The sequence below is a fragment of the Caulobacter sp. FG121 genome (assembly GCF_057809815.1).
In genome coordinates this window covers 746,885-759,092 of record NZ_JBMDKR010000001.1, presented here as the reverse complement: position 1 = coordinate 759,092, position 12,208 = coordinate 746,885, and the positions used below count along the sequence as shown (strand labels likewise).

Here is a 12,208-nt window from a genome sequence, read left to right as displayed (position 1 = left end):
GTCGTAGGGACGATTTAGGATTCCCATGAATCGGCGGGTCTGATTCAAAGCTGCTTTTTGGAGGCGGTTTTGGAAGGCGAGGTTCTTCGAGACGACCAGTGGGAGCGGATCTAGCCGTTCGTGCCGGGGGCCGAAAGGGCAAGCGGGGTCCGCGCAGCAACGGGCGGCTATTTGTCGACGCCCTGCTTTGGATGGTGCGCTCGGGCGGCCTGTGGAAGGATCTGCCGGAGCGCTTTGGGCCCTTCGAGCGGGCCAAGAAGCGCTACTATCGCTGGATCGAGATGGGCGTGCTGGATCAGGTGTTCGACCCGGTCGCGGCCGAGCCCGATCTTGAGTGGGTGATGCTGAACGCCACCGTCATCCGGGCCCATGCCCAGGCCGCCGGCGCGCGGCGAAAAAGGGGGGCCGGACGCCCAGGCGCTTGGCCGCTCTCGCGGTGGCTTCGGAACCAAGCTCCATGCCTGCGTAGACGCCCTGGGCCTGCCAGTCCGTCTGATCCTGGGCCCGGGCCAGCAGAACGACATGGCTCCGGCCTGTGACCTGATCGACGGCGTGGCCGCCGAGAACGCCCTGGCCGACAAGGCCTACGACGCCGACAGGCTCTATGTGAAGATCATCGACCAGGGCGGCGACCCGGTCGTCCCGCCCAGGCGACATCGCAAGCGCCAACACGCCTACGACAAGGCTCTCTACAAGGAGCGCAACCGCGTCGAGCGCTTCTTCAGCCGCATCAAGCAATGCCGGCGCATCGCCAGACGCTGATGGCGGACGGTGGACGCACCGTGCTTGTAAAATCACATCAAAATGATTTATCTATTGCAATAGAATTATAGGCCGCTCTACAGTCACCAAAGGGCTGGCCATCGGTCCATTTGGGGGATCGCAGCTCCGCCGAACCGGCGCGCCCCTCGTGAGGCCGCCCGAGCGGCGCGAACAAAAAACCGGCGAATGACCGGCAGGGGTGAGGAGACGATAATGGGTTTCAAGAACGCACTCATGGTGTCCGCGGGCATTCTGGCGGTCGCTGGCGCGGCAAGGGCGCAAACGCCGGAAACTCCGACGGTTGAGGAAATCATCGTCACCGCTGAAAAGCGAAGTGTAAGCCTTCAGGACGTGCCGGTCGCGGTTTCGGCGTACACGGCCGAGACGCGCCAGATGATCGGCCTCGACTCCCTGCAGGAATTCACGAACTTCACGCCCGGCCTCAGCTTCTCGGCGGCCGATGATCGCGTGTTCGTCCGCGGCGTAGGTCGGCAGACCAACACCAATGGCAGCGATCCAGGCGTGGCGACCTATAGCGATGGCGTCTACAACGCCGCCACCTCCTCGGCTGGCGTCAGCGACTTCTTTGTGGACCGGGTTGAAATCCTCCGCGGTCCCCAGGGCACCCTCTATGGCCGCAACTCCATCGGCGGCGCCATCAACGCCATCTCCAAGCGCCCGACCAGATCACTGTCCGGCGAGGTGCGCGCGACGGTCGGCGACTATGGGGTGGCGAACCTTGAGGCGTCAGCCTCGGGCCCGCTAACCGAAGGGCTCCGGTTCCGCCTGGCCGGGGCCCGCTATAATCAAGAAGATGGCTATTTCACCAACGCGGCGGGTGGTCCCAGCGAAGGTGGCGCAGGCGAGCGCCGTAACGTCGAACTCCAGGTCGAGGTCGATCTGGGCGAGAATCTGAATGTCTGGGCGAAAGTGTTCGCCAGCGACGCGGACCTTCGGCCGCGCAGCCGCAACGTCGCCGGCGCCTATGACTACGCGACCTATCCGACGAACTTCATCGCGCCGGGTTCAGCGGTTGGCTACACGACCGTCGGGTACACGGCCCTCGGGTCCGAGACCACCAATCCAGGCGCGCGCGATATTCGCCGGTTCAGCACCGACAGCGTTCAGCGCAACCGACTGCACGATAGCGGCGGCCTGGCCGTCGAGGCAATCTGGAGTCTTCCCGGCGTCGATGTGAAGTACATCGGAGGCTATCAAGAGTATGTCTATGATCTGAGCTATGATTACGACAATACCAGCGTGCTATCTTATAATTTTCCGCTCGATGCGGGTTTCTCGGTCTGCAATTACATTCCCGGTTGCACGCCGCTTCAGGTTTTCCCCTCTCAGCTGTTCAACTTCCGCGAAGATAAGTCCTTCGGCAGCAGCGAGCTGAATCTCAGTTCGAATGATGAGGGTCCGGTTCAATGGATCGTCGGGATCTACCGCTACACCGAAGCGCTTGATCAGCAGAGTCACTTCAACGCGCCCGACCAGCCGCAGCTGCGCGCGCCGGCGAACGGTCCGGCCAATCCGCTCGGCGATTTTGTCTTCGCGGGCTCGACTCTTGAGTCGCGCTCCTCGGCCGTGTTCGGCCAGGTCGACTGGAGTCTGACCGATACCCTCAGCCTGACGGCCGGCCTGCGCTATACCCACGATGAGAAGGACGGCTTCGAGCGCCTCCGGATTCTCTGCTTCAGCTGTGGCGGCTATGAGCCTGGGCAGTACGGGTCCTATGCGCCGGCGTTGGATATCACGGCGGCCTTTGTCTCCTACGCGCCGGCGCCGGGCGTCGCGTCGGCGGTCGCCATCGACCCGGTCACCGGCATGGCGCGGCGCGACCTTTCCGGTAGCTGGAACGCCACCACCGGCACCCTGGGCGTCCAGTGGAAGCCCGATGACGACACCCTGGCCTTTGCCCGCTACAGCCGCGGCTACAAGGCGGGCGGTTTCAACGCCGGCGGGATCTCGGTCCTGCCGCAGACCGACCCGGAGAAGATCGACGCCCTCGAGTTTGGCTACAAGCGCACGTTCGGCTCGCTGCAGGTCAACACCGCGCTGTTCCACTACAGCTACGAAGGCCTGCAGATTCCGCTGACGGTGACGATCCCCGGGGGGGCCAGCCTGACGGAGTTCTTCAATCTCGACAAATCGACGTCCTGGGGCGCCGAGGTCGAGGCGGTCTGGCGTGCGACGGACGCCCTGCAGCTGATGCTCAGCTATGGCTACGGCCATTCGGAGATCGAGGAAGCCTGCTGCTTCGTCGACGGGGCCGACCCCCGCGCCCTCCAGCCGGGCGCGCTGCCTGTCGGCGCCCCGGTGGCGGGTCAACAGCCGCAAAGCCTCAAGGGCCAGGATCTGCCGCAGACGCCGCCGCAAAAGATCGCGTTGAACGCCAACTACCGCTTCGACTTCGACGCCGGCTCGCTGGTGCTGTCAGGGAGCTATGTGTGGAAGGCCGAGACGTATCAGAGCGTCTTCAACCGGTCCTACAATCTCTCGCCGTCCTACGATCAGGTCGATTTGCGGGCGGTCTGGACGGCCTCCAGTGACCGCTACCGGATCATCGGATTCGTGAAGAACGTGTTCGACGAGGTGGGCTATGACAACGCTTCTGGCACGTTGCTGGCGTCGCCGCCGGCGGCCCCCGAGACGGTCTCCACCACCTATGGCCTGACTCCGCCCCGAACAGTCGGCGTTCAGTTCCAGTATCGTTTCAACTAGCGGGAAGGACACGGGCATGCCCGAGGCCAGCCCCCGCGGCCGATTGCCGTTCCTGACCAAGATCTTCTATGGTTCCGGGACGATCACGTTTGGAATCAAGGATCAGGGCTTCAGCGCCCTGTTGATGCTCTACTACAACCAAGTGATCGGTTTGCCGGTCATCTGGGTGGGCGGCGCGTTGATGGTCGCCATGATCGTCGACGCTCTGTTCGCGCCCTTGCTGGGGCAGTTCTCCGACGATCTTCGATCCCGTTGGGGGCGGCGGCATCCATTTATGTATGCCGCCGCCGTCCCGATCGCGCTGGCCTACTTCGCGTTGTGGATGCCGCCCCACCTGTCGCAGCCAGCCCTGTTCATTTACCTGCTTGTGGTGGCGACGATCGTGTTGGGATCGATCAGCCTCTACGAGATCCCTTCGACGGCGCTGCTCGCCGAGTTCACCAACGACTACGACGAACGCACGTCCTTGGTCTCCTACCGCTTCTTCTTCGGCGTGGTGGGCGGAGTTGTCATGAATGTCGTGACGTTCAAGTTCTTGTTGCGCCCCGACGCCGGCCATTCCGTGGGGCATCTCAATCCGGCCGGCTACGCGACCTACGCAGCCGTGGCGGCCTTGGTCATGTTTGCCTCGGTTGTGATCTCCAGCGTCGGCACCCATCGGCAGATCGCCCGGCTCCAGCCACCGCCGGCGACGCAAAGGGTGTCACTGGGAAGGACTGTCCGCGACATGGGCGCGGTTCTTTTGCATCCGACCTACGCCGCAATCTTGCTTGCGACCCTCTTCTTCGCCATGACCGCAGGCCTCAACTCGACGCTGAACGTCTACTTCACCACCTATTTCTGGGGGCTCAGCGCAGCCCAGATCGCCACCGTGACCACCAGCGCCCTGGTTGGTATCGTCCTGGCCTTCATCGTGGCGCTGCCGCTCTCGGCGCGTTTCGGCAAGAAGCACATGGCAATGGCGCTATTCGGCCTGTCGTTGGTCGCGGGCTCCACCCCGCTGCTGCTCCGCCTGCTGGGCCTCTTCCCGGCGAACGGTGACCCGATGCTGGTCCCAATCCTGATGGCGCAGCTGACCTTCACGGTCATGTGCATCAGCGCCGGCACAGTCCTGGCCGTGTCGATGGTCGCCGACGTAAGCGAGCAGATTCAACTGACCACAGGGCGCCGCGCGGAGGGGCTGATGTTCTCCATCGCAGCCATGGTCAACAAGGGGGTTTCCGGGTTGGGGGTCTTCGTGTCGGGCCTGGTGCTCACCGCCGTAAACTTCCCCGCCAACGCCAAACCGGGCGCCGTCGACGGGGCCGTCCTCAGCCATCTAGCGTGGATATTCATCCTGTCGACCGGCGGTCTGTCGATTCTAGCCATTCTCTGCCTGGCCTTCTACCCGGTTACCCGGGCTCATCACGTTGAGTCCGTCCGTCTCCTCGGCGAGCGATCCGCCTGATCGCGTGCTGTCATTTTCCTGGACTGAAGGGACCCGACCATGAGCAAGCCCGCCGCCGGCATGAAAGTCCGCCTCGACCCCGTTGATGAGTTCCCGCACGAACCAGGGGATGCGAGGAACTACAATGAAAGCATGTATTTCAACCTGTTCGACCCGGTGAAGCTGACCGGCGGCTGGTTCCGCATCGGCAATCGCCCCAACGAACAGTACGCGGAGGTCAGCGTCTGCCTCTATCTCGCCGACGGGCGGGTCGCCTTCATGTTCGGGCGGCCCGCCATCACGGGAAACGAGCGGATGGAGGCTGGCGGCCTCAGTGTCGAAGTGGTCGAGCCCTTCAAGTGGCTGAAGGTCCGCTACAAGGGCGATGTTCTGGTGCTGGCGCGCCCTGCCGAGATGGCCGATCCAAAGGCCGCATTTCGCAATAATCCCAAACTGCCCTGCTCCATCGAGCTCGACTTCGAGGGCGTGTCGCCGATGTTCGGGGGCGAGACGGTTCACGAGGATGGCTCGCCGCTCGACATCAATCCCGAGACGTCCTTCGCCAAGGCGCATTACGAACAGCACTGCGCCGGGCGGGGGGTGTTCACGATTGGCGAGGAGCGCTTCGAGATCGAAGGCTTCGGCCTGCGGGACAAGTCCTGGGGGCCGCGCCACTGGCAGGCCCTTGACTGGTACCGCTGGTGTCCGATGAACTTCGGACGCGACTTTGGCATGATGCTATCGACCATCGGCGACGGCAAGGGCGGCGTGCGCCAAGGCGGCATGGTCTTCCGCGATGGTGTCTACGACCTGATCACCGAATGCGAGATCCACAGCGACTGGGACGCTGACGGTTACCAGACGGCCCTGCGTTCCCAGGTCAAGACCGCGGCCGGCAAGACCTATGAGGTCACCGGCGAGGTGATGTCGCTGATCCCGCTTCGCAATCGCCGCGCCACCGCCGATGGCGTCGAGCTGCAGACCCGCATCACCGAGGGCATGACGCGCTACCGGTGCGGCGACATGGTCGGCTACGGTCTAAGCGAGTATCTTGATCAGATTATCGATGGCCAGCCGAGCGGCAAGCTCGCTGGCTACTGAGTCGTCGTGCTCACGCGGCGTTCCTGTGCGTCGGGTGAATGATAGAGTCGTCCCGAATCCTGTGGGGCCAGCCCCTTGTTGATGAGCGGACGAGACCTTTGACGACGACTTCAGGCGCTTTGACGGATAACCGCGACATCCAGCGCGAACGCTTCCCCCGACGCACCCTGCGCCGCGAGCAGACGCGCGCCCGGATTCTGAAGGCCGCGTTGAAGCTGTTCAGGCAGGTCGGGTACGGCGCGGCCACGATGAACGCCATTGCCGATGCGGCCGACGTCCATGTCACGACGCTGTTCACCCACTTCAAGAACAAGCGGGATCTGGCAGTCAGCCTGTATGACACGTCCATCGAGCGCCTGGAACAGATGGTGACGGAAGCCCAGGGGCAGCGGCCGTTCTTCGAGTTCTTCCGTGCGGTGACCCTGAATGCGGCCAGGGCCATCGAAGGGGAGGCCGACCCGACGATGACGCACTGGCGCGAGTTGCTGAGGGATCCGGAGCTGACCTATGCTTGGTTCCTCTACGAACAACGGCAGGTCGCGCTGCTGGCGGGTTATATCGCCCACGACTACGGCCTTGACCCCGCGACCGACTATCGGCCGGACCTCGCGTCCAATCTGCTGGTCATGAGCGGCTGGGTTTCGCATCGTCGCTGGTGCGACGCCCCCCAGACGCTCGATCTGGAAGGCGAGACCGTAAAGGCCCTGGATATCGCCGAGCGCATGGCATTGTCGGTGCTGGCCGGGGCGCCCTCGACGTCGCGCTGAAGGCCGGCCGGTCTGCTGCCGCCGTTCAGCTGAACAAGACCGGCCCGCCCGCTGGGCCGTAGGCGGCGAAACGGCTCACGCCGCCCAGGCGCACGGCGTCCACCATCGATTGCAGCGCCGCCTCAATCTGTGACTTGGATGGCGGCCGGCCCGCCCGCCCCGACAGCGCGGCGGCGAATACCACCTGCCATGGCGGTCCGGCGAGGCGAGATTCCGCCAGCAGGGCCTCGAAGTCCGCCAGTTCGGCCGGCGCCTTGTCCACGCACATCAGTGGCGTCAGCGCACCGCCCTGGCCCTCACGGAAGCGTTCACGCTGCGCGGGGGTCGCGTCGGGAGGCAGCTCGGCCACGGCGAACACGAACAGCAGTCGTTGCGGCTCTGGCTGCGCGGCGGCGGCGTGGAGGAGTTGCTGGAAATGAGAGCTTTGATTCATGGCGCGCACCTTGGCGGAAAGTGTGGTCCGGGGACTTGAGCCCCATCAATCAGGTTTGGCCCGAGGTGTCGCAATATTCGACGCGAAGGACACCGGACCATGACCCTGAACGATCCGACCCAGAACGCCCCAGAGTCGTCCGACACGGATCGGGCGCAACATGCACAGCCGAGTCCGAACGCCGTCTACACCTTCGACGCGCGCGGCGTGGCCAAGCGTTTCCGACACGCCGCGATTTTCGCTGCGCTTGAGGCCCTCACGCCTGGCGAAGCGATGCGTTTCGTCAACGACCACGATCCCCTGCCGCTGCTGCGCCAGATGGAGGCGCACTTCGGCGAGACGGTCACTGTGGAGTACCGCCAGCGTACGCCCGAGCGGGTGGTGATCGACTTTGTCAGGCAAGGCTGAGGTCGCCGTGATCGTTCGGTCTCGCTTCCGTGGTTCGGCGCTTCAGGCGCTGTCCGGAACGGGCCGCGAACGGGTCCGCATGTCCCGGCGCCGTCAGGGTCCTGGCGGATGAGAGCCTGGCCTCGGGGACGGGGCGGGAGGGCGGATCAACGGCGGCTGGTCTCGGTTTGGCGCGGCCGCTGCCCGGCGTTGCGGGCGCCCCCGCGCTGACGGCAACCGCAATGGCTCTCCGGAGCGCCCATAATTCAAACCAGACGCAAGATAGTTGTTGGCAGGATAACAACTATGAACTAGCAATGTTGAGCCGCTTCGTCGCCGCCGACGATCGGCCAGGACATCGAGAGGGCCGCGCAGATGACGTCAGTTCCCAGGAAATCCTCCGACGCCGCGCTTGACGCCCGGGTCTCGCCCCCGCCGGGCGGCGGGCGCCTTTGAACAGACGCTATCCCTTCGAGAACACGACAGTTTCAGCGACGCGCTGGAACAGCTGAGGAGAGGCAACGCAGATGACGAGTCCGAAATCGGAATATGACGTGATCATGGTGGGGGGCGGGATAAACGGCCTCGCCACCGCCGCGTATCTGCAGAAGTCGGGTCTGAGCGTCGCGGTCTTTGAGCGCCGGGACGAGTCAGGAACTTTCTGCTCGACCGAGGAGGTCCTCCACCCCGGCGTGAAACTGAACATGCACGCCTCGCTCCTCCTCACCCATTTCGGCCCCGCCTATATGGACCTGGAGCTCGAAAGGTTCGGGCTGGAACTGCTTCGCCCCCCCGGCGCCGCGTATGCCTATTTCTATCCGTTCCTGGACGGCAACGCCGTGCTGTTCTCCGGGCGCGACGCCAGGGAGACCTATGAGGCGTGGAAGCGGATATCGCCGAAGGACGCCGAAACCTATCGAACGATCGTCAACTTCTTCGGCCCGATGATGCCGGCGATGTTCCAGGCCGGGTACGGCGAAAAGAACACCGACGAGAGCTTCCTCGCCATGCTCGAGGCCTACGAAAAGCTCCCGATCTTCCCCAAGGACTGGTTGTGGATGACGGGTGTCGAGTTCGTTGACTGCATCTTTGAAAACGAACAGATCAAGGTGGCGGTGCTGAGCTATCCGGCCACCTCGGGCATCGAGGGCATCGGCAGCCGCCTCACCGGACCGCTCGCGGTGCTGAATTTCCTGCTCATGTTCACGGCCGATGGCGGCTACACGGCGCGCGGCGGCAGCCATGGTCTGACCCACTCACTGGTCCGCTGCTTCGTCCACCATGGCGGCAAGATCTTCTACAATTGTCCGGTCGATAAGGTCACCATCGAGAACAACCAGGCCAAGGGCGTCGTCCTGTCGAAGCTGGCCTGCTACCCGGAGGCGGTCTTCAAGGCCTCCCGGGCGGTGATCAGCGATCTCAGCGCCAAGCCCACCTTCTTCGGCCTGATCGGCGAGGAAAACCTGCCAGTGTCGGCGAGGGCCTCGCTCAAGCGCTTCGACTACCGCGGCTCCACCCTGTTCACCAACTACTACGTCATGAGCGAGAAGCCGGACTTCGCCTGCTCGGCGAAGTTCCCCGAGGTGAACAACACCTTTGTCTACAATTTCGGCGCGGAGACCATGGACGATGTCTCCCGGCTGATCGACGGCTGCCTTGTCCGGGACCTTCCGCCGGATCCGCCGATCGTCTGGGGCGCGGCCTTCAACTACTGCATCGCCGACCCCACCCAGGCCCCCCCGGGGCAGTACACGCTGCTCGCCTGGGCCATGGTTCCCTACGACATCAAACCCCTGGGCGGCCCCCAGGCCTGGGACGACCTGCGGGAGTCCTATGCGGACAAGGTCGAGGACGTGATGGTCCAGTACCTGCCCAATCTGAAGACCGCGAAGGTGGCCCGCTACGTCAACACCCCGCACGACTATGTGCGCCGGAACCCGCATTGCGGCGGCAACATGCACCCGAGCGGCTCGGTCAACGAGGCCCAGTTCTGGAGCTGGAAGCCGTTCGCCGGTTGTGGCGCGCCCAAGACCCCGATCGACAGCTTCTACATCTGCCAGTCAACCGGCGCGGCGAACTACACCAACCTGGGCGCCGGCTATGCGGCGGCCTGCGAGGTCATCAATGACCTCGGCCTCGCTCGGCCCGAGTGGTGGAAAGCAAAAGCCTTTGACGGTGCGACGGAGCTCTTGAGGCGGCAGGGCGTCACCCAGCGATTCACCGTCGACTAAATTCGCCCCGAAGAAATTCCTGATTGCGCTGTCGGAGAGACAACAATGTCCGAAGATAAACAGTACGACGTGGTCGTGGTCGGTGCCGGCCACAACGGCCTGACCGCCGGGGCCTATCTGTCCAGGGCCGGGGCGAAGGTGCTCGTCGTCGAGCGGCGCCATGAGACCGGCGGGGCGCTGGTGACGGAGGAGTTCTCCGGCTTCCGCTTCAATCTGCACGCCAACTACATGCTCATGCTGGACGTGGCGCCGCCGTACGCCGATCTCGAACTGGAGGCGGACGGTTGCGTCTACATCCGTCCCGAGGTCGAAGCCGCCCTGCTGAAGAAGAACGGCGAGGCGATCACCCTCTATGCCGACCTCGAAAAGACCGTCGAGTCGATCAGGAAGATCTCCGCCCGGGATGCCGAGCGTTATCGGGAAATCTATCTCGACTACAAGCAGATCGCCGATGAATACCTGATCCCGTCGACTTATGGCCGGCCGGTCGGCTCGGCGCAGCTCGCCGCCACCTACATGGAAAGCGAACTGGGCCAGAAGATCCTCAAGGTGTCCGAAATGACGCCGTACGAGATCTGCCAGAGCTGGGATTTCGAGACGCCGGAGTTGGGCGCCCTGCTGCTCTATCTGATCTGCATGTGGGGGATCGATCCGGAAGAAACGAACTCAAGCTATCTGGTTCCGCTGTATTTCAACCGCATCCTGAACGCCACGCTCGTGCGCGGCGGGTCGCACAGGCTGTCCTCCACGCTGCAGAAAGCCGGCATCCTGGCGGGCATGGACGTCATGGAGAACCATGAGGTCAAACGGTTCATCGTCGAGGACGGTGTCGCGAAAGGGGTCGAGATAGTTCCGACCGGCATGGATGGCCCGATCGTGCGGATCGACGCCAGGGCGATCGTCACCTCCACCGACCCCGTCACCACCTTCGGGGCGTTCATCCCTGAAGCCGAGGTCCTTAAGCGCTCCAAGCTTTGCCTCAACACCGCGCGCAACTGGGAGTGGGAGCAGAGTTCATTCTTCCTGTGCCATCTCGGCCTGCGGAAGAAGCCGCGCTTCAAGGCGGAAAGCTTCGACCCCGGCGTGGAGAACGCCTTTATCAGGGTCTTTGGCGTCGAAACGCCCGAAGACGTCGTCACCCATCTGAAGGAGGTGATGGAGGGGCGGCTGCTCCATGCGATCGGCCACGTCACCTTCACCACGGACCTGGATCCCAACCAGGCCCCGAGGGAAATTGACCCCGACAGTGCGGTCTGCCGCATCGAGGCCTGCGTCCCCTACGCGCCGGCGGAGGGGGAATGGTCCGAAATCTCGGCGCGATACGGCGACCGCCTGATCGCCAAGCTCGCCGAATACATGACCGACTTCGACAGCGCGGACATCGTGCGGCGCTATGACTACACGCCCGTCTATATCGAAATGAAAATCCCCCAGATGAAGCGCGGCTCGATCAAGCACGGAGCCTACGTGATGACGCAGATGGGGTATTCGAGGCCGAACGTTCAGTGTTCGTCCAACAAGACGCCGATCGATAATCTCTACGTCTGCGGCGCCAGCACATTTCCGGGCGGGATGATCACGTTCGGCGGTGGCTACAACGCCGCCAAGGTCGTGGCCGAAGACCTGGGCCTGAACGTCTGGTGGAAAGAGCCGGAATCGGTCGGCGCGGCGCGGGAAAGGGGCTTCCTGCTATGATCGTCTGGTCGAAAGGTCTTGGAAAGCAAAGGCTCCCGCTGGAGCTTGTGGACGCGACATTGAGTGTTCATCCGACGTATCTGGCGATGGAAGGGACGATCGAGCCCGTCTGCTGGGAATACTCGATCAAGCTGTCGCCGAATGATCTTCGGGATTTTCTGAAGCTGTTGGCCAAGCCCCAGACGGCCGAATTCCTCGCGGAAAAGGGAGGGATATTGATCCCCTTCGTCTTGAGGCTCCTGGTGATCGCCCCGGGCCTGTTGCTGACCCTTGTGGTTCAGAGGGTGGCTGGACTGTTCAACAGGGGTGTCACCTCATGAATTTCTGGTCGGAAGGACTGGGTGATCGAGAGCTCGTCATGGGCCTCGACCGGGCGAAACTGGACCGCAAGGGCGAGCATATCGTGCTGACCGGGATCGTCGATGCCCCCGCCCCCTGGGAGTACGAGGTCAAGATCCAGTACCAGGACTGGACCACGATCCTGCGAACCGCGACGAGCAAGGAGGCCTGCGGGTTCATCGCCTCCGCTGTCGGGATCGGGACGATCGCGAGCATGGCGGTTTCCATCGTGAAATTCGTCGTCTTGCTGGGCTACTTCCGCCTGGCGCGCCTGTTGGGTCTGTCCCGTGAGCATCTCGCCCCCGGTGACGCGACAAGCAATGCGGCGTCGAAGGGTTAGTCG

Annotated in this window: 10 protein-coding genes and 1 pseudogene; 10 read left to right on the top strand and 1 reads right to left on the bottom strand. The window is 63.6% G+C overall.

The window, feature by feature from the left end; genetic code table 11:
- Positions 1-69 precede the first annotated feature (69 nt).
- The 5 genes and pseudogenes from ACODSL_RS03950 to ACODSL_RS03930 all read left to right on the top strand — a co-directional run.
- Positions 70-759, top strand: a pseudogene (locus ACODSL_RS03950) (IS5 family transposase); the annotation flags it as partial.
- Between the two features lie 216 nt (positions 760-975).
- A complete protein-coding gene (locus ACODSL_RS03945) occupies positions 976-3,486 on the top strand; it encodes a TonB-dependent receptor (protein ID WP_488899328.1) in 2,511 nt (836 codons plus the stop codon).
- Positions 3,487-3,502: 16 nt separating this feature from the next.
- Positions 3,503-4,933 (top strand): MFS transporter, encoded by a 1,431-nt coding sequence (locus ACODSL_RS03940; RefSeq protein ID WP_488899327.1) that lies wholly within the window; start codon positions 3,503-3,505, stop codon positions 4,931-4,933.
- Between the two features lie 39 nt (positions 4,934-4,972).
- Positions 4,973-6,013, top strand: coding sequence for a DUF7064 domain-containing protein (locus tag ACODSL_RS03935; RefSeq protein ID WP_488899326.1), 1,041 nt, complete (start codon positions 4,973-4,975; stop codon positions 6,011-6,013).
- A gap of 98 nt (positions 6,014-6,111) precedes the next feature.
- Positions 6,112-6,780, top strand: a complete 669-nt coding sequence (locus ACODSL_RS03930) for a TetR/AcrR family transcriptional regulator (protein ID WP_488899325.1) — start codon at positions 6,112-6,114, stop codon at positions 6,778-6,780.
- Between the two features lie 25 nt (positions 6,781-6,805).
- On the opposite strand, the gene ACODSL_RS03925 is transcribed toward ACODSL_RS03930, so the two are convergent.
- Complete coding sequence (locus tag ACODSL_RS03925; protein ID WP_488899324.1) at positions 6,806-7,213, bottom strand: ribonucleotide reductase subunit alpha; 408 nt, start codon at positions 7,211-7,213, stop codon at positions 6,806-6,808.
- A 99-nt stretch (positions 7,214-7,312) separates the two neighbouring features.
- On the opposite strand from ACODSL_RS03925, the gene ACODSL_RS03920 reads away from it, so the two are divergent.
- The 5 genes from ACODSL_RS03920 (at position 7,313) to ACODSL_RS03900 (ending at position 12,205) form a co-directional block, all read left to right on the top strand.
- A complete protein-coding gene (locus ACODSL_RS03920) occupies positions 7,313-7,621 on the top strand; it encodes a DUF2249 domain-containing protein (protein WP_488899323.1) in 309 nt (102 codons plus the stop codon).
- A gap of 506 nt (positions 7,622-8,127) precedes the next feature.
- The gene (locus ACODSL_RS03915) at positions 8,128-9,831 is read left to right on the top strand and encodes a phytoene desaturase family protein (RefSeq protein WP_488899322.1); all 1,704 of its coding nucleotides are present in this window, start codon (positions 8,128-8,130) and stop codon (positions 9,829-9,831) included.
- Positions 9,832-9,876: 45 nt separating this feature from the next.
- The gene (locus ACODSL_RS03910; RefSeq protein ID WP_488899321.1) at positions 9,877-11,526 is read left to right on the top strand and encodes a phytoene desaturase family protein; all 1,650 of its coding nucleotides are present in this window, start codon (positions 9,877-9,879) and stop codon (positions 11,524-11,526) included.
- On the top strand, positions 11,523-11,846 hold the full coding sequence (locus ACODSL_RS03905; protein ID WP_488899320.1) for a hypothetical protein: 324 nt from the start codon (positions 11,523-11,525) through the stop codon (positions 11,844-11,846). The genes ACODSL_RS03910 and ACODSL_RS03905 overlap by 4 nt, the downstream gene beginning before the upstream one ends.
- Entirely contained in the window at positions 11,843-12,205 is a 363-nt protein-coding gene (locus ACODSL_RS03900; RefSeq protein WP_488899319.1) for a hypothetical protein, read from the top strand. Before ACODSL_RS03905 ends, ACODSL_RS03900 begins: the two co-directional genes overlap by 4 nt.
- Positions 12,206-12,208 lie beyond the last annotated feature (3 nt).

Excerpts from the sequence above, each read along its gene's own strand:
- ACODSL_RS03925 (WP_488899324.1), bottom strand. The coding sequence starts at position 7,213 with ATGAATCAAAGCTCTCATTTCCAGCAACTCCTCCACGCCGCCGCCGCG.
- ACODSL_RS03940 (WP_488899327.1), top strand. The coding sequence starts at position 3,503 with ATGCCCGAGGCCAGCCCCCGCGGCCGATTGCCGTTCCTGACCAAGATC.
- ACODSL_RS03935 (WP_488899326.1), top strand. The coding sequence starts at position 4,973 with ATGAGCAAGCCCGCCGCCGGCATGAAAGTCCGCCTCGACCCCGTTGAT.
- ACODSL_RS03945 (WP_488899328.1), top strand. The coding sequence starts at position 976 with ATGGGTTTCAAGAACGCACTCATGGTGTCCGCGGGCATTCTGGCGGTC.
- ACODSL_RS03915 (WP_488899322.1), top strand. The coding sequence starts at position 8,128 with ATGACGAGTCCGAAATCGGAATATGACGTGATCATGGTGGGGGGCGGG.
- ACODSL_RS03900 (WP_488899319.1), top strand. The coding sequence starts at position 11,843 with ATGAATTTCTGGTCGGAAGGACTGGGTGATCGAGAGCTCGTCATGGGC.
- ACODSL_RS03905 (WP_488899320.1), top strand. The coding sequence starts at position 11,523 with ATGATCGTCTGGTCGAAAGGTCTTGGAAAGCAAAGGCTCCCGCTGGAG.
- ACODSL_RS03910 (WP_488899321.1), top strand. The coding sequence starts at position 9,877 with ATGTCCGAAGATAAACAGTACGACGTGGTCGTGGTCGGTGCCGGCCAC.
- ACODSL_RS03920 (WP_488899323.1), top strand. The coding sequence starts at position 7,313 with ATGACCCTGAACGATCCGACCCAGAACGCCCCAGAGTCGTCCGACACG.